Here is a 20,780-nt window from a genome sequence, read left to right on the forward strand (position 1 = left end):
GGGGCGAGTTCGCCCCGGAGGCGGAGGTCATCGCTTGGCGGCTTTGCGCAGCGTGGTCGGCAGGATACCGCCGCCGTCCACCTCGAAGGCGTAACGACGGGTGAACCAGGGGGAGTTGGAGTCCATGAAGGTCACCACGTCGACGCGTTTGATCAACTCGGCCTCGGCCGCGGTCCATTCCGGGCAGCCGGCGGTGTCCGGCTTGGTCATCGCCTCGGCCGTGAGGCGTTGGTACTCGGGGTTGTCGGTGGCGCCGAGGTTGAGGCCCTCGGCCGGCTTGGGACCCGAGAAGAACACCAGGTTCTGATCGGGGGTGGGCACCGAGATCGGCGCCCAGGCGATGTCCCACTGGCCGGCCATCAAGGTGGAGACGTTGGTCGACTGGGAGGTCTGGCTGGTGTCGACCTTCACGCCGAAGGCCTTCCACTGCCGGACCGCCAATTCGACGGCGGCGATCACCTGGTTGCCCTGGTAGCCGGGGTAGGGCATCGCGAGGGACAACTGCCGGCCGTCCTTGCTCCAGCGCCCACCGGACTTCTTCCATCCCGCGGCGCGCAGTGCCTCCGCGGCGCGGGCCACGTCGTGCGGCGGGAGGTTGGCGGTGACCGAGTCGGTGGGACAGGGCGGTGCCATCGTGGTGCCGAGCCGAGTCGCCGGCGCCCCCTTGCCGCCGGTGGCCACGGCGCCGATCTGCTTGAGGTCGAGCGCGGCGATCAGGGCCCAGCGCACCTGGGCGTCGGCGGTGACGCGATTCGGGGCCTCGTTGAACAGCAGCATGCCGAACGGGTCCCGCTGGATCTCGAACCCGAGGCCGGCCGCGGTCAGCCGGGCCCGATCGGCACCGATGACCCGTGCCACGTCGAGTTGTCCACCCAGGAGCAGGTTGGTCCTGGTGGACTCGTTGCCGACGAACTTGAAGACCACCCGGTCCGGCGTGGCGGCGTTGTCGGCACCGTCCGGGCCCCACGTGTATCCGGGGCGCTTGGTGAAGGTGAAGTGGTCGCCCGCCACCACTTCGGTCAGCCGATAGGGACCGGTGCCGTCGGACGCCTGGTCCAGCTTCTCCTGCGACCGCATGCCGGAGGGGCACACCAGTTGCACGGTCCCGGCACTGCGCAGCAGGAACGGGGCGGGCTCCGGGGATTTCAGGGTCAGGGTGCCCGCGGCGTCGTCCGCGGTGGCGGTGGCGCCGACGGGCACCAACAGGCCCGCCATCGGCGACTTGTTCGCCGGGTCGCCGATGTAGTTGTACTGCGCCGCGATCGCGGACGGGGTCAGCGATGTGCCGTCGTCGCACATCACGCCGCGCCGGAGGGTGAAGTTCGCCGTCGTCGTGTCGGCGGTCCACGTCTCGGCGATGCCGGAGGCGATGCGCCCGTCGGGTTGGATGTTGACCAGCGAGTCGTACGCGAAGCGGTTCATCATCACCGCGCTGGAGGCCAGTGTGGTCAGCGGGTTCATGCCACCGGGGTCGCCCGCCACCCCGATGGTGACCGTGTTGCCGCCGGCGGAGGTGCCGCCGCTGTCGGTCCCCCCGCACCCGGCGGCCAGCAGCCCCAGTGCGACGGCCGCCCCGGCTCCTCGGGAGATGCGTCGCATCCGCACACTTCCCGTGCGGCGGTCGGCGCCGGCGTGACCGGGGCCGTTCGCCGCGCCCGACTCGTCGGCCACCGCTCGTCGGCGGTGGCCGGGCGGCGGGCCCGGCAGTTCGGATCGTCTCGTCACGGGATTCCTCCTGGGGATGTGGCGCTCGCCGCACACGTCGACACGCTAGGCAGCGTCCGCGCGTCTCGAATCGTCGTCGTGCACGAAGATCGATCCGCGATGCTGTGCGACTCGCCGACGCCGATGCCGCCGCCCGCGGCGATGTCGAGGTGGATCGCGCCGGTCGACTGGACAGGTATTCGGGTATGGCTTCCCCTATGGCTTCCCCCAAGCGCTGTCTCGAGGACATGTCGGCCGAGCTCGACGCGATGGTGGTCCTGTTACGCGATCTGGTGACCTGCGAATCCCCGTCCGAGGATCGTGCGGCCCTGAATCGGTGCGCGGAGTTGCTGGCCGCGGTGGGCACGCGGTTCCTCGGTCGTGAACCCGAGCGTGTGGTGCTGGACGGCATCACGAATCTGGTGTGGCGGCCGAGGGGACGCGGGCCGCTCCTGCTCGGGCACTACGACACCGTGTGGCCGATGGGAACCCTCGCGGAACTGCCGTTCTCGGTGCGGGAGGGAGTGGCGCGCGGCCCCGGTGTCTTCGACATGAAGGCCGGGATCGTACAGATGTTGTACGCGGCCCGGGCCTGCGCGGCGCGGGATCGGGTCGGGATGCTTCTGACGGGCGACGAGGAGACCGGATCGCTGATCTCACGTGCCCTGGTCGAGGAGGTGGCCGCCGAGTCGGGCGCGGTGTTGGTGGGGGAGCCGAGCGCGGACGGGGGCGCGGTCAAGGTCGCACGCAAGGGGGTCGCCCGTTTTCGGGTGGAGGTCGGTGGCCGGGCCGCCCACGCGGGCCTGGAACCGGAGCTCGGCGTGAACACGACGGTGGAACTCGCCCACCAGGTACTCGCGCTGGTCCCGGTGGCGCGCGCGGAGCTGGGCACGACGGTCACACCCACCGTCGCGGCGTCCGGGTCCACGGTCAACACCGTGCCGGAGGCGGCGACGTTGGCGGTCGACGTCCGCGCCTGGAACCGGGCCGAACTCGACCGTGTCGCGCGGCACATGGAGGGTCTGCGCGCGGTTCTGCCCCAGGCCGTGATCTCGGTGAGCGGCGGTGTCAATCGTTATCCGCTCGAAGAAGCCATGTCCCTCGACCTGCTCGCGCGCGTGCGCGCGGCGGCCCGCGAGATGGGGGTCCCGGAGCCGGAGACGGTGCGTTCGGGCGGCGGGTCGGACGGGAATCTCACGGCCGCGATCGGCATCCCCACCCTGGACGGCATGGGCGCCGTCGGAGGGCACCCGCACGCGCGCGACGAGTTCGTCGACATCACGAGCATGCCGATGCGAACAGCGCTGCTGGCGACGACGATCGACGGACTCTGCGCTACGGAGTAGAGGCGGGGCACGGAGCGGCGGCGCGTCGGATGGCCGGGTGCCCGGGTGCCGGATGCCCGGGTGCGCGCCGTTCGCTCGGCCCGAGGGACTTGCTTGCTTGTACAAGCAGTATGTAGGTTGTCGCCATGTCGGAATTCATGCCGACCGGCGGGCCCGAGGCGGCGCCCGCCGGTGACGACGAGGACGACCGCTGGTGCATGGCGGTGCGTCTGTTGGGTCGGATCGAACAACGGTTGGACCAGGCCCTGCGGCAGTCCCACGGCCTGCAGCTCTCGGAGTATCGGGCGCTGTGCGCACTGAGCAGGGAGGACAGCGGAGGAAGCCTGCGGATGGGGGAGTTGGCGGAGCGCATCGGCCTGAAGGTCAGCTCGGTCACCCGACTCGTGGGGCGACTGGAGGCCCAGGGCATGGCCGAACGAACCTCCGTGGGTGGAGAGGACGGCCGGGGCGTGCGCGCGACGATCAGTACGGCCGGACACCTTCGCTACGAGCAGGCGACAGCCACCTACCGCGCGGCGCTCGGTGCCGAGTTGCACGCCGCTCGCGACAACGTCCACCTGGCCGAACTGGCCGGCTGGGTTCGCGGTACGTGAGTTGGGCCGAGGCCGGAGCCGGGGTTGAGGCCGGAGCCGACCAATCGACGCGCGCCGCGTGCGGACCGGTTCACCGTTCAACCGGTCGACCCAGAACGAAGGATCGAGACCTTTGACCGACGCAACCGTTCACTACGACCGACTCCTGGCCGAGCAGTACACCTGGATGCTCGGCGACGACATCGAAGCACTCGCCGCCGGACAAGCCGCGCTGCTCCGCGACCTGGGCGTGCTGCCCGGGCCTGCTCCGGGCGTGGCCGTGGACCTGGGATGCGGTCCGGGCCAACAGACGCTCGCCCTGGCCCGCGCCGGCTTCGCGTCGGTCGTCGCAGTCGACAGCAGCAAGCTCCTGCCGGCCGAACTCGTCCGGCACACGCGGGACATCGCCGGGATCGACCCGGTCCACGCCGACATCCGCGGCGTGCTTCCGCAGGTCGCCCGACCCGGGACCGTGGACGTGGTCGTGTGCATGGGCGACACCCTTCCCCACCTGCCGAGCAGGGCCGACGTGACGGCGTTGCTCGCCGACACCGCGCGTGCACTGGCTCCGGGGGGCCGGTTCGTGGTCACCTATCGCGACCAGTCCCGACCCCTGCACGGGACGGACCGGTTCATCCCCGTACGCGGCGACCGGGATCGCGTGTTCACGTGCTTCCTGGAGTACGTCGACGAGGACACCGTCATGGTCCACGACCTCCTGCACACCCGGAGCGGGGACACCTGGAGCCTGCGGGCGGGCAGTTACCCCAAGCTGCGCATCGCCTCGGACTGGCTGAACGAACAGTGTCGGCGGGCCGGACTGGAAATCCGCGACGACACGACGGGCCCACGAGGTACGCGCATCCTGCACGCCGTCAAGACCTGACCTCGGCCTCGGCCCTGCGACCTCGCCGACAAGGCGCGGCGCCGAGCCCCCGCGTCCTCCAGTCCCCGAGCCCCCGCGTCCTCCAGTCCTCGAGTCCCCGAGTCCCCGAGTCCCCGACAATTCCTAGGCCCTACCGGGCAGATCGTGATGGCCGACCATGACGGACACGACCGATCCGACCAGACGAGGCGACCTGATCGTGGGCGTTGCCACCAACCGGCGCTTCGACGGCCCCACCACGGGTGGCGAGTTCGGCATCCTGACCGACATCCTGGCCGCCCAGCGCGCGACCCTGGAACTGAAGTGCGCCGGTCTGGGCCCGGAATTGGCCCGGCGATCCGTGGAACCCTCCACCCTCTCCCTGCTCGGCATCGTGCGCCACCTCGCCGACGTGGAGCGGCGCTGGTTCCGCCGGGTGCTGGCCGGCCAGGACGCACCGGCCCGGTTCTCCTCGCCGGCCGATCCCGACGGCGACTTCGACGGCGCGGTGCCCGACGCCGCGATCGTCGAGCAGGCCTGGCAGGCCTGGCGTACGGAGGTCGCCTTCGCCGAGCGCTTCACCATCGAGGCGTCCGACCTCGACGTCGAGGGCGATGACGAGTGGCGCGGCACGGTGTCCCTGCGCTGGGTACTCGTGCACATGGTCGAGGAGTACGCGCGCCACAACGGCCACGCCGACCTCCTCCGCGAACGCATCGACGGAGCAATCGGCCTGTAACCCGCACTCTGACGATCGCTTTCCGAAGGAACCGTCCCGGAGACGCGCGAGTCGATATGGTCGAACCGTGCGAACTCCGGACCGGAAGATCCTGGAAGCGATGGTGGCCGAGGCCGTCGTCGACTGCTGGGACGAGGACGAGCAACAAAGCGGGCTGTTCGCCATGCTGGAGGAACACCTCGCGTTGCCGTTCAGCACGGCCGTGCTCGGCGTACCCGTCACGGTGAAGGCGATCGATTCCCGGCCTGCGGTCGGAATCGTCGCGGTGTGCGTCGCGGGGCAACATCGGCAGGTCGTGGGACTGCTCGACCTCCCATTGCCCGATCCGGAGCCGGAAGGCGCGGAGTGGATCGAGGCCTATCGGCTGTGGGTCGGATAGCGCGTACAGGGGCGTGTCGTGAGCGAGTACCAGTACTACGAATTCGTGGCGGTGGACAGGCCGCTGGACGACGACGAGTTCGCCGCGGTGCGCGCGATGTCGACGCGAGCGAGAATGACGCGTACACGCTTCGTCAACGACTACCAGTGGGGCGACTTCCGGGGCGACCCACGCCGGTTGGTGGAGCGCTACTACGACGCCCACCTCTACTTCGCGAACTGGGGCAGCCGACACGTGCTGTTCAAGTTCCCCGGCGCGCTGCTCGACCCGGCCGCCGCTGCCCGCTACCGCGTCCCGGAGGCCGTGGAAGTGTGGGGTGCCGACGGCAACACCCTGGTGAGCCTCGTCGGTGAGGACGAGGACGGTGAGTGGGAGGACGATGCCGAGTACACGCTGTCCTCGCTCATCGGGATCCGGGCCGAGGTGGCCGCCGGTGACCTGCGCGGGCTGTACGTGGCCTGGCTCGCCGGCATCGGTGCGGCGGGATTCGACGTGGAGTCCGTCAGCGGATACGAACCGCCGCCGCTCCCGGCGGGGATGTCCGTGTTGACCGGGCCGCAGCGCGCCTTGGCCGACTTCCTGCGCGTCGACGGGGACCTCTTGGCGGCCGCAGCGGACAGTTCACCGCTGTCGCGCCCGGGACGAAAGACGGCCAAGCCTCGGCTCGCCGCTTGGATCGGGGCCCTGCCGACCCGGGAGAAGGACGCTTACCTGCTCCGGGTCGCCGAGGGTGACGATGCACAGGTGCGGGCCGAACTGCAGCGCGGGTACCGCGGTTTCGCCGAGGAACCCGCGGCGGCCGGCCGCACGGTCGCCGAACTCCTGGCCGATGCGGTCGAACGGCGGCGCTCTCGCACGCGGGCCGCCGACCGTCGACGCGTGGCCGAGGAGGCCCGTCGCGCCGCACAGGCCGCCAAGACCCGCGAACGCCACCTCGACACCCTCGCGGCGGACGTACCCGGAGCCTGGTTGCGCGTGGACGCCCTGATCGCCGCACGGCGGAACCGGGACTACGATGAGGCCGTCGAACTGCTCACCTGCCTCGCCGAACTTGCGCGAAGGGGCGATGCGTTGCACACCTTCACCCCGCGCATCGCCGAATTTCGCCGCCAACACAGGCGCAAGACCGCGCTGTTGGCCCGCCTCGACAAGGCGGGCCTGCCCACCTTCCCCGCCTGACGCGCGCTGTGTGCGGCCTGCGGTGCCGTGCCGGTGTGGGCGACCCGCCCGCTCCGGGACCGGCCCTTCGTACCCGCGGGGGCCGCCGACGCCGTGGCCGGACAGCCCCGCACGGCCTCGCATCCGGTCGCTATCGGCCGGTCCCCGCGTGGATCGGGGCCGGCGTGGTTGCGTCGAGGTCGAATGCGGTGTGCAGGGCGCGGACCGCGTCGGGGACTCGGGCGGTGCGACACAGCACGGAGATTCTGATCTCCGAGGTCGAGATGATCTCGATGTTGACGCCCGCCGCCGCCAGCGTCTCGCAGAACGTCGCGGTCATCCCGGGGCTGGTGCGCATGCCGCTGCCGATGAGCGAGATCTTGCCGACGTCCTCGTCGTGGCTCACCTCCTCGAAGCCGATCTCCGCGGCACACGCGCGCAGGGCGACCAGTGCGGCGAGCGCGCCCTGCCCGGCCAGGACGAAGGTGAGGTCGGTGCGTCCGCCGCTCGCCGGCGCCGCGTTGTGGACCAGCATGTCGATCTCGCCCCCGGCGTCGGCGACCGTGCGCACGAGCCGGCCCACCGTCGCGGAGTCGTTCGGGACACCGGTCACGGTGACCTTCGCCCCGGACGTGTCGTGCGCCACGCCGGTGATCGTCGACTGCCCGGCGTCGGCGGTGTCGGGCGCGCCCGACACCGTGGTTCCGGGCCGGTCGCCGTACGCCGAGCGCACGTGGATGGGCACGCCGCAGCGCCGCGCGTACTCGACCGAACGCAGGGCCGGCACCTTGCTGCCGGCCGCCGCCATCTCCTGCATCGCCTCGTAGCCGATGTGGCTCAGGAGCGAGGCGTTCGGGACGATCCGCGGGTCGGCGCTGTAGACGCCGTCCACGTCGGTGTAGATCTCGCAGACGTCGGCCTTGAGCGCGGCGGCCAGGGCGATGGCGGTGGTGTCGGAGCCGCCTCGTCCCAGCGTGGTGATGTCGTCGGTGGCCCGACTCAATCCCTGGAACCCGGCGACCAGGACGATGACACCCCGGTCGAGTTCCCGGCGCACGCGCCGTGGTGCCACCTCGACGATACGGGCGTTGCCGTATTCCGAGGTGGTGAACACCCCGGCCTGGGGGCCGGAGAGTGAGCACGCCCGGGCGCCCAGGGCGCGGATCGCCATCGCGGCCAGGGCATTGGAGATGCGCTCGCCGGCCGTGACCAGCATGTCGAGTTCGCGCGGGTGGGGGAGGGGCGAGACCTGCCGGGCCAGGTCGAGCAGTTCGTCGGTGGTGTCGCCCATGGCGGACAGCACCACGACGACGTCGTGGCCTTCCCGGTGGGTGGCGACCACACGTTCGGCGACTCGCTGGATGCGTTCGGTGTCGTGCACCGAGGAACCGCCGTATTTCTGGACGATGAGAACCATGGGGGAGGTCTCCTCGAGACGCTGCCGGTGGTGGGCGGCCGATCGCCGCGAGGCCGACCCGATCGGGCCGACCTCGCGGCGCCGGTCTACGGATTGCCGGCCTCGATGGCGTCGACGAGGATCGAGCACGCGATGTCCACGACGTCCGGGGCGACGTTGAGCGGCGGCAGGATGCGTACCACGCCGTCGCCGCGACCCCCGCGTTCGACGATCAGTCCGCGGCGCAGCGCGCGGGACTGGACGGCGGCGGCGAAGTCGCCGGCGGGCATGCCGGTGTCCGGGTCCGCCAGTTCGATGCCCCACATCAGGCCCCTGCCGCGTACCTCGCGCACCCACGGGTCGGCGAGCAGCGGGAAGAGGCGCTCGCGGATCTGCGACCCGCGTCGGCGCACGTTGCCCAGGATGTCGTCGCGGCGCACGATGCGGACGGTCTCGACACCGGCGGCGAAGGCGAGTTGGTTGCCGCGGAAGGTGCCGATGTGTGCGCCGGACGCCCACGCGTCCAGTTTCTCGTCGTACAGGATCAGCGCGACCGGTGCGCCGATGCCGCTGAGTGCCTTGGACGCGACGATGACGTCGGGCTCGATGTCGTACTGCTCGAAGGCGAACCAGGTTCCGGTGCGCCCGCATCCGGTCTGGACCTCGTCGACGATCAGCGGGATGCCCAGTTCACGCGTGATCGTGCGCAGGCGGCGAACGAAGTCCACGGTGGCGGGGATGACGCCGCCCTCGCCCTGGACCGGTTCGAGGATCACCGCGGCCGGGAGCGGGATGCCGCCGTGCGTGTCGGTGAGCGAACGCCGCAGGTAGTCCGCGCAGTTGGTGGTGCAGGTGTCCGGACTCAGGCCGAGCGGGCACCTGGCGCAGTAGGAGAAGGGGAAGAAGTGGGTGCCGGGCATCCCGTGCGGAACGGCGGCCTTCGGCGTCACGAGCCCGGTCAGGGCCATCGCGGCATGGGTGCTGCCGTGGAAGCCGCCCTGGAAGGTGACGATGTCGCCGCGGCCGGTGGCGACCTTGCAGAGCTTGATCGCCGCCTCGACGGCGTTGGCTCCCGTCGGGCCGCAGAAGTGCACCTTCGTCCGGTTTCGCATCCCCGGAGGCAACATGGACAGTTGGGCTTCCAGGAACCGGTCCTTGACGGGGGTCGGGAAGTCGAGGCCGTGGGTGAGTACGCCGAGCTGCGTGACGACGGATTGCACCAACTCGGGGTGGTTGTGGCCCAGGGACAACACCCCGGCGCCGGCGAGGAAGTCGATGAAGACGTTGCCGTCGACGTCGCGCACGAAGCTGCCGGAGGCTTCGGCCAACGCGATGGGCAGGTGCCGGGGATAGGTGCGGGCGGTGGACTCGCGCTGCTCCTGGCGCGCGAGCAGTTCGGTGGAACGCGGGCCGGGAAGGTCGCAGTCGACTCGCGGCCGGGTCATGGTGTGTTGGGCGAGCGGTGCCATGAGGCTCTCCGATGGCGTGGCGGCGGATGGGACGGGGCGGATGGGACGGGGCGGATGGGCGGGGTGGATGGGAGCGAGGCGGGAACCGGGGCGGGATGGACCGGAACGCGATGGGAACCGGGGCCGGGCGGATGGGAGCGAACTCGGAACCCGGCCGCAGCCGGAGCGGAACAGCGATGGACCGTGCCGTGGTTCAGCCGGGCCGGGCCGGGATGCCGCGCCAACGGGCGCCGTCGGGGAGGTGTTCGCCCTTCATCACCAGTGACATCGCGTCCAACACCGCGCCGGCGCCGACCCGCGCGTCGTAGAGCACGACGGATCGAGTGCCCACCGAACTACCCGCCCCGACCCGGACTTCGGACATCTTCATCACCCGGTCCTCGAACAGGTGGGTCTGCAACGACGTCACCTCCGCCACCGCCGCGTCGTCACCGACCTCGACCAGGTCGAACTCGGTGAGGTAGGTCGTCGCGAGCCAGACCCGCCGGCCGATGCGGGCGCCGAACAGTCGCAACACCGGGCCCATCAGCGGCGTGCCGGTGAGGAAGTTCAGCAGACTCGGTACGACGAGGTTCTCGAACAGCCCGGTGATCACCTCGGTGCGGCGCACCCAGATACCCCACAGCGGTTCGGTCCGGGCCCGATAGCGGCCGATGACCAGCCACTTGAGCACCACCACGGCCAGGGTGGAGCCCGCCCCGACGGCCAGGAAGAGAGCGGGGCCGAGCAGGAACAGGACCCACGGCGGGACGTTCTCGGCGACCCGGATGGAGACGTACAGACTGGCCGGCGCGGCCAGGGTCGCGATCGTCGCGGGCAGGGTGACCCGGAAGTACTCGATGGCCAGGCGCGCCGCGATCAGGCCCCGGGTGGGGTTGTAGGTCAGCTTCGTGGGGAAGTCCCGGCTCGCCTCGCGGCGCGGCAGGAAGATGGCGGGTGAGCCCAGCCAGGTCGTCTCGGGGTCGGTCGGTCGGGTCGGCGCCAGGGAGTGCACGCCGAGCAGGCTGTTCTCGCCGAGTCGGCACGAACCGGGTACGAGCGCGCCGTTGCCGACGAAGGCGCGTGCGCCGATCTCGGCCGGCGCGAGCGAGACATGGCCGCGATGGAAGACCGCGGGGCCCACGACGCTGACGTCCGCCACGAAGCTGCGTTCGCCGATGATCAGCATGTCCGGATCGATGAAGCCGACCGTGGCCACCTCGGACCAGCGCCCGATGCGGGCACCGAGCAGGCGCAGGAACGGCACCAGGTACAGCGTCGAGTAGAGCGAGTGGGTCACGGTCAGACTGGTGGTCATCATGCCGTCGCCGATCCACTTGCGCACGCCGAAGCCGCTGCGTTCGGGATGGATGCCGGCCCGTGCGCGCGGCAGTACGGCCCACTTGACGAGGAGCACGAGCACGCAGGTGAGCAGGATGACCAGGGGACCGGCCAGGGCGGTCGCGGCGACGGCCCAGCCGAAGCCGAACTGCCAGGCCACGCAGCCCACCAGGGCGCCGGCCCCGGCGGCGATCAACAGCGGGACCAGGGCGAGCAGGAGGGCCCCGGCGCCGAACCCGAGCAACACCGGCCATGTCCACGGTCGTTCGTCGTCCTCGGCGGCAAGTGCCGCCAACAGGGCGGGCGCGGCGTCCTGGCGGGTGACCGGCGATCCGGCCCAGTGCTCGTCCGAGGGCACCACGTGGTCGGCGGGGACCAGGGACTGCTCGCCCACCGAGGCCCGGTCGCCGATCACCGCGCCCGCCAGGACGACGCTGTTGGTGCCGACGAAACTGCCGGAGCCGATGCGGATGGGCGCCAGGAGCAACCGGCCGTTCTCGACCACGTACGGTTGCAGGCGCGCACCGTAGCCGATGCTGGTGCCCGCGCCGATCTGCACGAGCGCGGGCAGGGCGATCACGGCCGACAGGTGGCAGCCCCGGCCGATCCGGGCTCCGAGCAGCCGCAACCACGGGGCCAGCAGGGGGGAACCGGTGAGGAAGGCGAGCGGACTGAAGGCGAGGATCTTGCCGTACAGCCAGAACCGCAGGTAGGTCGCACCCCACAGGGGATACCGCCCGGGCCGTACGCCGAGCATCAGCAATCGGCCGCCCAGCAGCGGGATCAGCAGGCTCAGCAGGATCCAGCCGACTTCCAGGAGCACGAAGCCGGGGAGGTTCATGTGCGTGAGTCGGTCGAGCACGCCACCGTCGGCGGGCCGGTGCACCGGAAGCCGCCAGACCAGGAACAGTCGGTAGAGCAGCACCATCGTGGGCAAGCCGAACAACAGCAACCAGCCGTACAGGCAGGCCAGTTGCGCGAGGCCGCAGGTGAGCACCCGGGTGTTCGAGTGACGCAGGAACGGGGGCGGTTGGGGGTCGTCGAGGCCGACGGCGGGGATCCGGGCGTGGCTTCGGCTTCGGGTCCCGTTTCGGTTCCGGCCTCGGCCTCGGGTTCGGCCCTGGCTTCGGTCGCAATCGCAGTCTCGGTCTCGGTCTCGCTCTCGGTCTCGGTCTCGGTCTCGATGAAGTGGGCCAGGCCGCGGATGGTGGGATGGGCGTACAGGTCGCCCATCGCCACGCCGCGCAGCCTCGGCTCCCGGCGCAGCCGCGAGACGAGTCGGGCGGCGGACATCGAGTGGCCGCCCAGGTCGCAGAAGAAGTCGTCCTCGACGGACACCGATTCGCCGCCGAGGATCTCCTTCCACAGCGCGGCCAGGTGCCCTTCCCACGGGGTCGCGGGGGCGACGTGTGTGTCGGAACGCCGTTTCAGCGGTGGCGAGGTGGGGGCGGGCAGAGTGGCACGATCGACCTTGTCGGCGGCCAGGAGCGGGAATTCGGGCAGGACCTCGACGAAGGACGGGATCATGTAGTCGGGGAGGCGTCTTTGCAGGGCCACCCGCAGTCGCTCACGGAGCGCCTCGTGGGACGTGTGGTTCCCGTTGTCGGAGTTGTTGGTGCCGTCGGTTCGATCGGTGAGCGTGACGTAGCCGACGAGTTCCTGGACGACGCCGTCGCGTTCCAGGGGGGTCACGATCGCGTTCTCGATCGCGGCGTCCTCGCGTAACAGTTCCTCGATCTCGGCCAACTCGATGCGGTAGCCGCGGATCTTGACCTGGGTGTCGACGCGGCCCAGGTACTCGATCTCCCCGGTGGGGGTGAACCTGCCGAGGTCGCCGGTGCGGTAGACGCGCGGGAATTCGGCCCGTTCGTGCTCGACCGGGTTGGGCACGAAGCGTTCGGCGGTCAGTTCGGGCCGGTTGACGTAGCCGACGGCCACCCCCGGACCGCCGACGCAGATCTCGCCGCCGACGCCCTCGCCGACCGGCTGTAGGCGCTCGTCCAGGATGTAGACGCGATACGTGGGCAACGGCACGCCGATCGTGACCGGCCGACCGGGTTCGAGTTCGCCGCACGTGGCGGTGACGGTCGTCTCGGTCGGCCCGTAGGCGTTGAGGATGCGTCGGCCCGGACGTGACCAGCGGCGTACCAGATCCGCGGGGCACGCCTCACCGCTGACCAGGAGGCTGCGCAGGCTGGGCAGTTCGGCTTCGATGGTGGTCAGCAGCGTCGGTACGCAGCACAGCACGGTGATCGCGTGGGCCAGGAGGAAGCCGCTCAGATCCGCGCCGACCCGCCGACCGTCGGCGGGGCCCGCGACCAGCGTCGCCCCGGCGATCCAGGCGGGCCAGATCTCCTCCACCGAGAAGTCGAAGGCGATCGAGAGCCCTTGATAGACCCGATCCCGGGCCTGGACCCGGTAGATCGGGGTGACCACGCGCAGGAAGTTGGCGATGCTCGCGTGCGATACGGCCACGCCCTTGGGACGGCCGGTGGTTCCCGAGGTGTAGATCACGTACGACCACGAGCTCGGCTCGATGTCGATGTCGGGTCGCCGGTCGGACTGCGCGGCCAGTTCGTGGGCCGCCTTGTCGAGTTCCAGGCGGGGACAGGCCGATTCGGCGGTGCGGTGGCGCAGGCCGGACGTGGTGACCAGGTCGAACAGGTCGGCGTCCCGCGTGATGAAGGCGATGCGTTCGGCCGGGAAGGAGGGGTCCAGCGGGACGTAGGCGGCACCCGCCTTGATCACGCCGAGGAGCGCGACGTAGGTGTCCATCGATCGTTCGAGCAGGATTCCGACGGTGTGTCCCGGAAGCACGCCGCGTCTCCGGAGCAGATTCGCCAGCCGGTTGGCCCGTGAATCTACTTCCGCGTAACTTAGCTCGATGTTTTCGCAGACGACGGCTATCGCGTCCGGATTGCGGTCGCAGGAGCGTTCGAAGAAATGCGGGAGGGTTCGGATCGGTGTGGTGTCGAGGGTGGTCGCCGGCGGTGATATATCTGAGGCGATCACCGTCTTCGCCGGTCCCGGAGTAGATCTCGCAGCGGTCATGGGGATCCTCGTATGGGATTTATGTAAAGCCCGTTGAATTATTTGATTCGTGTCCTATTGGATTGTTGATCCACATGCACGACCGGGATCGCCGTTGATCGGCGCGCGGCCGAACGCGGCCGGGCGCGGGCGGCGTGACCGGCGCCGCGTGTGCGATGTGCAAGAGGGTGCGGGCGTGCGGGCGTGCGGATGTGCAACATCGGCGCAGGTGAAAAGCCTTATCGGGGCAAAGGAGGAGCCATCCGCCGGCGCAGGCGTGGCATTCCGCCCGGGGTGGGATGGCGCCCGTGGTGGCGCGCGGCAGGTTCCGGCGAACCGCCGAGGCGCGAAGGACGCTCTCGCGAAATGACGTTGCCCGGGGGCGAAACCGCGACGGACGATCGGATAAGGATGCCCGCGCCGCTCTTCCACCGACACTCGACGCTGCGCGACAACGGAGACCCGGCATCCGATGTAATTCGAAGCCGTGATCATTCCTCCCCGGAAGGATCACGATCCCGCTGCCTTTCGCGGCCTCGATTGAGGATTGCACTTTCTTCGCGGACACGATTGAAGTCGAAATGAAAAATAGATTCGGGCGTACGGATGCCAACAGGTGAATACGAGCCAACGTGCGTTGGCCCGTTGGCGTGGGTGGGCGCATACGTCGAGTGACCCGACGGCGGCCGTTCGCAGGAACCTGTGGGCAACGGCGGCAATGTCCCGTCGGGGTGGAATTCGGGACGAGACGGGTGTGCGCCGAGGGCCCTCGGGGGGATCCCCGACGCCGCCGGAGCCGGCTGGGAACCAAGCCGGTCGACCAGGGGATCGTCGGAATGTGTGCCCTTCGGGCGCTGCGCCGCCGGCGTTCCGGATCTTCGGCGGAGGTGGGCCGGGCGACGTCCCGCCGGGGCCGTGAAGCGGCCCGGATGGTCGGACCCGACGGAATCACTCGAACACGACGCGTAGTCGAACCGCCGCCGCCACGGCGAAATCCGGCCCGAGAGCGGGGCGGGAAAACCGGCCTCGCGGCCCGTGCGGGCCGTCGGAGGGGCAAAGACTCTCCCTCGGTTCCCTCTTGCTTCCCTCTCGGGTCTGCCTCGACGCTCCCGGGGCCGCTGTTTTGTCCCATGCGCGGGGTGCGGGACACCCGCGTTCGCCACCCGGGGTGAAGCCCTCGGACCGGTCCTCGTCGCGGCGTGCCCGGAGGCGGATCCCGGCACGCCGCTCCGGTCAGGAACGCACGGCCGCCTGGAGTTTGCCCACCTGGGTGCGGGCCAGGGTCTGGTTGGGCTGGACCGCCTTGGTGCTCTCCAGGTCGACGGTCGATACGAGCACGAGGTGCGATCCGACCCGCACCAGCAACAGGCCGCTCGCTCCCGCCTCGGGGTCCTGCGCCGTCGCCGCGAGGGACTCGTCGCCCAGGGCGGGCCCGTTCGCCCGGGTGTAGGCCATCGTGGTGCGCGTGCCCTGCTCGTCCCTGGTCGTGATGGTCGAGCACGCGGCGAGGGCGGCGCGGCCCTTGGCGAGCAGGTCCTCCGCCTGGCCCGGGCCGAAGGCGTACAACTCGACGATGTCGACGCGGCTCGGCATCGGGTCGACCGGGGTCGAGTCCGCGGACGTCGCGGCCTTGATGGCGGCCAGGGGCGCGGGCGTGCCGTTGCCGGGCAGCATGAGGTCGACGAACGGCTGGCATTCGGGCCGCTCGGCGGTCTCCTTCCCGCCGAGGACACGGGGGTTGGGAACATCCTTGGTGTAGTCCGCCCCGGTGTTCATCTCCGGCTGCGTCACCACCACCGAGGAGAGTTGATCCTGCGTCAGCACCCGGCCCGCCGATCCGGTCGACCCGCCGCCGCTCGACGGATTCGGGGTCGCCGAGGGCGACTTGGCGCCCGCCGTGCCGGAGCCGTTCGGGTCGGCGGGGCCGGGCGCCTGGGACCGACCCGGCCCATCGGCCGCGGCGCCGGTCGTGACGATCCCCTTGGCACCCTTGTCGTCCGTTCCGGAGTCGGAGTCGCACGCGGATGCGAACAACAACGGCACCGACGTGGCGACGGCAAGGGTCGCAAGACGAAATCGTGCGCTGCGCATGTGCTGAGTTCCCCCATGGATCGGTCGAGGGCACGAGTCTTTCGCCGCCCACGGGCGGACGAAAGATCGCGTCCCGATCCCGAGGGACCCTTGCCCGAAGGCGAGGGACCCCGAGGGATTCGGCGGTACGCCGTCGGCCGAGTCCGGGTCGTCGGTAAATGGCCGGCGCGGGTCCGGACGGGGCAGGACGATGTGCGGTGTCGGGGCCGACGCGAAACCTGGCTGTGCTCGCGCGCCATTTGCTCATGGAGGGATCTGCGATGACCGTTGACGCATCCGAGCCGTCCGAGCCGTCCGAGCCGTCCGAGCCGTCCGAGCGGTCCGTGCCGTCCAAGCCGTACGAGCCGTACGACCTGACCAGGACAGCCAAGGCGTCCAAGGCGTCGGAGCCGTCCGGATCCCGGCCCAAGGTCCGTATCGGGGCCGGCGTGCTGCACGGCAGCCGGGAGGCGAGTGTGGCGGTCTTCCGCGGCATCCCGTTCGCCGAGCCGCCGGTGGGTTCGTTGCGGTTCGCCGCGCCGCGCCCGGTGCGGGGCTGGGACGGAGTGCGGGAGGCGGTGGCGTACGGGCCACCGCCGCCCCAGGGCGGCGTGTTCGGCATGGACGCGCTGTCGCGGGACGCGGTGGGTGACGACGACTGGCTGACGGTCAACGTCTGGTCCCCGGACTCCGGGTCGGGTGCGGGACTGCCGGTGATGGTGTGGATCCAAGGTGGTGCCTACACGATCGGCACATCCGGTCTGCCCGAGTACGACGGCGTGCGGCTGGCGCGCGAGGGTGGCGTCGTCGTGGTGACGTTCAACTATCGAGTGGGTCTCGAGGGATTCGGGCAGTTCGAGGGTGCGCCCGCCAACCGGGGTCTGCTCGACCAGATCGCCGCCTTGGAATGGGTGCGGGACAACATCCGGATCTTCGGCGGCGACCCGGAGCGCGTCACGGTCTTCGGCCAGTCGGCGGGCGCCGGATCGGTCGCCGCGCTGCTCGCGATGCCGCGCGCGGCCGGGCTGTTCGGCCGCGCCGTCGCGCAGAGCGTGCAGGGCACGTACTTCTCGCCGGAGCTCGCCGCCGACATCGCCGGCGTCTGCGCCGCCGAACTGGGGCTGCGGCCCACCGCGGCCGACCTGTCCACGGTGGCCCCGGACCGCCTGTCCGCCGCCGGTGACGCGGTCGGCGCCAAGACGGCCCAGTGGGCGCGACGTTGGGGCCGGGTCGCGCACGCGTCGATTCCGTTCTCGCCGGTGGTCGACGGTGACACACTGCCCGTCACCCCGTGGCAGGCGCTGGCCGACGGCGCCGGCCGGGACGTCGAACTCCTCGTCGGCCACACCCGCGACGAACAGCGACTGCTCACCATGCTCGACGGTCTGCTCGGCCGGGTGACCCGGGAACAGGCCGCCGCCGCCTTGGACGTGTTCGCTCCCGGCCCGGACGGCGCACGCGCCTACCGGGACGGGTTTCCCGCCGCCGGCCCGGACGAGCTGTACGAACTGGTCCGCTCCGACTGGTTGTTCCGCATGCCGTCCGCTCACCTCGCCCACGCGCAGATCGCCGGCGGCGGCCGTGCGCACATGTACGAGCTGACCTGGTCGGCTCCGGGCATGGACGGTGTCTTCGGCGCCTGCCACGGCCTCGACGTGCCGCTCGTCTTCGGCAACCTGGATCGCGGTCAGCCCGCCGTGCTGATCGGCGAGCACCCGTCCCCGGAGGCCGAGGCGCTGTCCGCGGCCATGCGCACCGCGTGGACGGCGTTCGCCGCCCACGGCGATCCCGGCTGGCCGGCGTACGACCTCGAACGACGCCTGGTGCGGCTGTTCGACACCCGGCGGGCCGTCGTCGCCTACCCGGAGGAGACCTCCCGCCTGATCTGGCGCGACCACACGTTTCCGGTGGTGCCGCTGCTCGGGACATAGCCCCGGGGCGGCAGCGCCGTGAGGTGGTCTGCTTCTTTCGGACAGCGACCCCGGAGCGGTGGTTCCCGGGCGTTGGCCCCCGGCCCCGAGCCCCACCCGGGGCCGGTGGTAGCCCGGCCCCGGGGGGCGCGAGTCCCGATCAGCGCAGCGCGATCGTGACTCCCGGGCGCGCGGGCACGAGTTCGCCGATCACGGGGTGGCCGGGGATTTCGCCGGCGACGAGGAGTCCGCCGGAGGTCTGGGCGTCGGCCAAAAGCAGGAGTTCGTCCGCGTCCGCCTTGCCCGCGTCCAGGTGGGCACTTACCCAGTCGAGGTTGCGGCGGCTGCCGCCGCTGACGTAGCCGGCGGCAAGGGCCTCACGGGCGCCTTCGAGATAGGGCACCGCCGCGGTGTCGACGACGGCGGTGACACCGCTCGCGCGGGAGAGTTTGTGCAGGTGGCCCAGCAGCCCGAAGCCGGTGACGTCGGTCGCGCAGACCGCGCCGGCGGCCAACGCGGCCCGGCTCGCGACGTCGTTGAGCGCGGTCATCGACGCGATGGCCTGTGGGAAGACCTCGCCGGTGCTCTTGTGCCGGTTGTTCAGCATCCCGACCCCCAGCGGCTTGGTGAGGGTGAGCGGGACACCCGCGCGGCCGGCCCCGTTGCGCAGCAGGTGCTCCGGGTCGGCGGAGCCGGTGACGGCCATGCCGTACTTGGGCTCCGGGTCGTCGACGCTGTGACCGCCGGCGACCAGGCAGCCGGCGATCCGCGCGACGTCTGCGCCGCCGCGCAGCACCTCGGCCGCCACCTCCATCGGCAATACGTCACGCGGCCAGCTGAGCAGGTTGACGGCGACGATCGGCCGTCCGCCCATCGCGTACACGTCGGACAGCGCGTTGGCCGCGGCGATGCGTCCCCAGTCGTACGGGTCGTCCACGACCGGGGTGAAGAAATCGGCGGTCAGGACGAGCGCGTTCCCGGGGCCGAAGCCGACCACGGCGGCGTCGTCGCCGGATTCCAGGCCGACCAGCAGGGGATGTGCGCCGTCGTCGGCCCCATCGGGGATCAGCCCGGCGACGACGGCCTCGAGTTCGCCCGGTGGGATCTTGCACGCGCATCCGCCGCCGTGTGCGTATCGGGTCAGGCGAAGTCCGGCGGACACAGAAGACATGGTCATGTCATCATGCTTACGCAGTCCGACAGTTGGTGACACATTCCGCCCGAGTCGGCGGCATGGAGGCGTTCGGGTGGCTGGTGCCCCCCTCGGTCTTCAAAACCGATGTGGTCCGGATATCCGGGCCGGGCGGGTTCGATTCCCGTCCGCCTCCGCCACCGGGCACCCGACCGGGTGCCCGGATGACCGGGTCTCCGGGGGAACCACGCGTGCGTACGAGGGAAGACGGACCGAGGCCGGGCGCGGATCCGCGTCGGGGTACGCCGGCGACCGGGACGGTCCTGGCCGACCCCGCGTTGGCGGAACCGCTGCGGTGGCTGGGCCGGGCCGCCGTCAAGGACGCCATCCACACCGCCCAACAGGCGGTCCGCAGCGGCGAGTTGACGCCGAAACGGCTGGTCGGGACGGTCGTGTCGGCGCTCGCGGAGCACGCCCCGGAAGGGCGTACGGTGCTCAACGCCACCGGCGTCGTGGTGCACACCAACCTGGGCCGGGCGCCGCTGTCCGACGCGGCGATCCGGGCGGTGGCGGACGCGGCGGGTCACACCGACGTCGAGTTCGACCTCGGCACCGGCCGGCGCGCCCCGCGCGGACGCTCCGCTCTCGCGGCGCTGGCCGCGGCAGTGCCCGACGCCCCGGCCGTACATGTCGTCAACAACGGTGCGGCGGCCCTGGTGTTGGCCGCGACCGCGCTCGCGAGCGGACGCGAAATCCTGGTCAGCCGAGGCGAGATGGTGGAGATCGGCGACGGTTTCCGACTGCCCGAACTGATCGCCTCCACCGGCGCGCGCGTCCGCGAGGTGGGCACCACCAATCGCACCCACCTGCGCGACTACGCCGACGCGGTCGGCCCGGACACGGGCTTCGTGCTCAAGGTGCATCCGTCCAACTTCGTGGTGTCCGGTTTCACCGCGGCCGTCGATGTGGGGTCGCTGGCCACGCTCGGTTGTCCGGTGGTGGTCGACATCGGCTCCGGATTGCTCTCGCCCGAACCGCTGTTGCCCGACGAACCCGACGCGGCGTCGATGGTGCGCGCGGGAGCGACGCTGGTGACCGCGAGCGGCGACAAACTGCTCGGCGGCCCGCAGGCAGGACTGCTGTTCGGGCACGCCGACGTGATCGCCGCGCTGCGCGCGCACCCGCTCGCCCGCGCGCTGCGCGTGGACAAGCTCACCCTGGCGGCCCTGGAGGCGACCCTGCGCGGGCCACGCCCACCGGTGACGGCCGCCCTGCACACCCCGGCCCGGGAACTCGCGGAGCGGTCCTCGGACTTGGCCGCCACACTGGAGGCGGCCGGGGTGCCCGCGCGGGTGGTCGAGGCACAGGGCCGGGTCGGTGGCGGGGGAGCGCCGGGCGTGGCACTGGCATCCTTCGCCGTCGCGCTGCCGGACGAACTCGCCGGACCCCTGCGCGTCGGCGAACCCGCCGTCGTGGGACGAGTCGACAAGGGCCGGCTGCTGCTCGACTTGCGCTGCGTGCCGGCCGACCGGGACCCGGATGTGATCGCGGCGGTCGTACGCGCACACACGGAGGCGTGAGGTGTGGGTGCGAGTCCGGGGCGGGGCGATCCCGGTCGTGCGCGGGTCCACGGGGCGGGCCGTTCGCGGCCCGCGACGGCCGGGCGCGGCCCCACGCCCGCGCGGGGGGC

The 20,780-nt window shown here is 71.2% G+C and carries 14 protein-coding genes, 1 tRNA gene and 1 pseudogene; 9 read left to right on the plus strand and 7 right to left on the minus strand.

The window, feature by feature from the left end; genetic code table 11:
- Positions 1–27: 27 nt before the first annotated feature.
- Positions 28–1,725, minus strand: coding sequence for an ABC transporter substrate-binding protein (locus OG948_RS50925; protein WP_331771882.1), 1,698 nt, complete (start codon positions 1,723–1,725; stop codon positions 28–30).
- Between the two features lie 197 nt (positions 1,726–1,922).
- Here OG948_RS50925 and OG948_RS50930 point away from each other — a divergent pair, with 197 nt between their 5' ends.
- The 6 genes from OG948_RS50930 to OG948_RS50955 all read left to right on the plus strand — a co-directional run bounded on the left by OG948_RS50930 (position 1,923) and on the right by OG948_RS50955 (position 6,784).
- Positions 1,923–3,050: a M20 family metallopeptidase gene (locus OG948_RS50930; RefSeq protein ID WP_331771883.1), complete on the plus strand. Its 1,128-nt coding sequence runs from the start codon at positions 1,923–1,925 to the stop codon at positions 3,048–3,050.
- A gap of 125 nt (positions 3,051–3,175) precedes the next feature.
- The gene (locus OG948_RS50935) at positions 3,176–3,643 is read left to right on the plus strand and encodes a MarR family transcriptional regulator (protein WP_331771884.1); all 468 of its coding nucleotides are present in this window, start codon (positions 3,176–3,178) and stop codon (positions 3,641–3,643) included.
- 112 nt (positions 3,644–3,755) lie between these two features.
- A complete protein-coding gene (locus OG948_RS50940; protein ID WP_331771885.1) occupies positions 3,756–4,508 on the plus strand; it encodes a class I SAM-dependent methyltransferase in 753 nt (250 codons plus the stop codon).
- Positions 4,509–4,665: 157 nt separating this feature from the next.
- The gene (locus tag OG948_RS50945; RefSeq protein WP_331771886.1) at positions 4,666–5,226 is read left to right on the plus strand and encodes a DinB family protein; all 561 of its coding nucleotides are present in this window, start codon (positions 4,666–4,668) and stop codon (positions 5,224–5,226) included.
- Between the two features lie 67 nt (positions 5,227–5,293).
- Complete coding sequence (locus OG948_RS50950) at positions 5,294–5,605, plus strand: calcium-binding protein (protein ID WP_406300706.1); 312 nt, start codon at positions 5,294–5,296, stop codon at positions 5,603–5,605.
- Between the two features lie 18 nt (positions 5,606–5,623).
- Positions 5,624–6,784 (plus strand): hypothetical protein, encoded by a 1,161-nt coding sequence (locus OG948_RS50955; RefSeq protein ID WP_331771887.1) that lies wholly within the window; start codon positions 5,624–5,626, stop codon positions 6,782–6,784.
- 130 nt (positions 6,785–6,914) lie between these two features.
- On the opposite strand, the gene OG948_RS50960 is transcribed toward OG948_RS50955, so the two are convergent.
- The 5 genes and pseudogenes from OG948_RS50960 to OG948_RS50980 all read right to left on the minus strand — a co-directional run bounded on the left by OG948_RS50960 (position 6,915) and on the right by OG948_RS50980 (position 16,069).
- Positions 6,915–8,180: an aspartate kinase gene (locus OG948_RS50960; RefSeq protein WP_331771888.1), complete on the minus strand. Its 1,266-nt coding sequence runs from the start codon at positions 8,178–8,180 to the stop codon at positions 6,915–6,917.
- A gap of 86 nt (positions 8,181–8,266) precedes the next feature.
- Positions 8,267–9,628, minus strand: coding sequence for a diaminobutyrate--2-oxoglutarate transaminase family protein (locus OG948_RS50965; RefSeq protein ID WP_331771889.1), 1,362 nt, complete (start codon positions 9,626–9,628; stop codon positions 8,267–8,269).
- Positions 9,629–9,821: 193 nt separating this feature from the next.
- On the minus strand, positions 9,822–11,945 hold the full coding sequence (locus OG948_RS50970; RefSeq protein WP_331771890.1) for a Pls/PosA family non-ribosomal peptide synthetase: 2,124 nt from the start codon (positions 11,943–11,945) through the stop codon (positions 9,822–9,824).
- A 245-nt stretch (positions 11,946–12,190) separates the two neighbouring features.
- Positions 12,191–13,999 (minus strand): annotated as a pseudogene (locus tag OG948_RS50975) (non-ribosomal peptide synthetase); the annotation flags it as partial.
- Positions 14,000–15,211: 1,212 nt separating this feature from the next.
- Positions 15,212–16,069 (minus strand): hypothetical protein, encoded by an 858-nt coding sequence (locus OG948_RS50980; protein WP_331771891.1) that lies wholly within the window; start codon positions 16,067–16,069, stop codon positions 15,212–15,214.
- A gap of 260 nt (positions 16,070–16,329) precedes the next feature.
- On the opposite strand from OG948_RS50980, the gene OG948_RS50985 reads away from it, so the two are divergent.
- Positions 16,330–17,979: a carboxylesterase family protein gene (locus OG948_RS50985; protein ID WP_331771892.1), complete on the plus strand. Its 1,650-nt coding sequence runs from the start codon at positions 16,330–16,332 to the stop codon at positions 17,977–17,979.
- 139 nt (positions 17,980–18,118) lie between these two features.
- Here the strand turns inward: OG948_RS50985 and selD are convergent, their stop codons facing one another.
- The gene (gene selD, locus OG948_RS50990) at positions 18,119–19,129 is read right to left on the minus strand and encodes a selenide, water dikinase SelD (protein WP_406300911.1); all 1,011 of its coding nucleotides are present in this window, start codon (positions 19,127–19,129) and stop codon (positions 18,119–18,121) included.
- Between the two features lie 64 nt (positions 19,130–19,193).
- Between selD and OG948_RS50995 the strand changes: the two genes are divergently transcribed.
- Both OG948_RS50995 and selA read left to right on the plus strand, forming a co-directional pair.
- Positions 19,194–19,290 (plus strand) — tRNA-Sec (locus tag OG948_RS50995).
- A gap of 24 nt (positions 19,291–19,314) precedes the next feature.
- Positions 19,315–20,670, plus strand: a complete 1,356-nt coding sequence (selA, locus tag OG948_RS51000; RefSeq protein WP_406300707.1) for an L-seryl-tRNA(Sec) selenium transferase — start codon at positions 19,315–19,317, stop codon at positions 20,668–20,670.
- The last annotated feature ends 110 nt before the right edge of the window (positions 20,671–20,780 follow it).

This window comes from Embleya sp. NBC_00888 (assembly GCF_045207655.1).
In the GTDB taxonomy this organism is placed as follows: domain Bacteria; phylum Actinomycetota; class Actinomycetes; order Streptomycetales; family Streptomycetaceae; genus Embleya.

What these genes read in the sequence shown, in the direction of transcription:
- OG948_RS50930 (WP_331771883.1), top strand. Translation starts at nt 1,923, where the DNA reads ATGGCTTCCCCCAAGCGCTGTCTCGAGGACATGTCGGCCGAGCTCGAC.
- OG948_RS50945 (WP_331771886.1), top strand. Translation starts at nt 4,666, where the DNA reads ATGACGGACACGACCGATCCGACCAGACGAGGCGACCTGATCGTGGGC.
- OG948_RS50980 (WP_331771891.1), bottom strand. Translation starts at nt 16,069, where the DNA reads ATGCGCAGCGCACGATTTCGTCTTGCGACCCTTGCCGTCGCCACGTCG.
- OG948_RS50965 (WP_331771889.1), bottom strand. Translation starts at nt 9,628, where the DNA reads ATGGCACCGCTCGCCCAACACACCATGACCCGGCCGCGAGTCGACTGC.
- selA (WP_406300707.1), top strand. Translation starts at nt 19,315, where the DNA reads ATGACCGGGTCTCCGGGGGAACCACGCGTGCGTACGAGGGAAGACGGA.
- OG948_RS50960 (WP_331771888.1), bottom strand. Translation starts at nt 8,180, where the DNA reads ATGGTTCTCATCGTCCAGAAATACGGCGGTTCCTCGGTGCACGACACC.
- OG948_RS50935 (WP_331771884.1), top strand. Translation starts at nt 3,176, where the DNA reads ATGTCGGAATTCATGCCGACCGGCGGGCCCGAGGCGGCGCCCGCCGGT.
- OG948_RS50985 (WP_331771892.1), top strand. Translation starts at nt 16,330, where the DNA reads ATGACCGTTGACGCATCCGAGCCGTCCGAGCCGTCCGAGCCGTCCGAG.
- selD (WP_406300911.1), bottom strand. Translation starts at nt 19,129, where the DNA reads ATGTCTTCTGTGTCCGCCGGACTTCGCCTGACCCGATACGCACACGGC.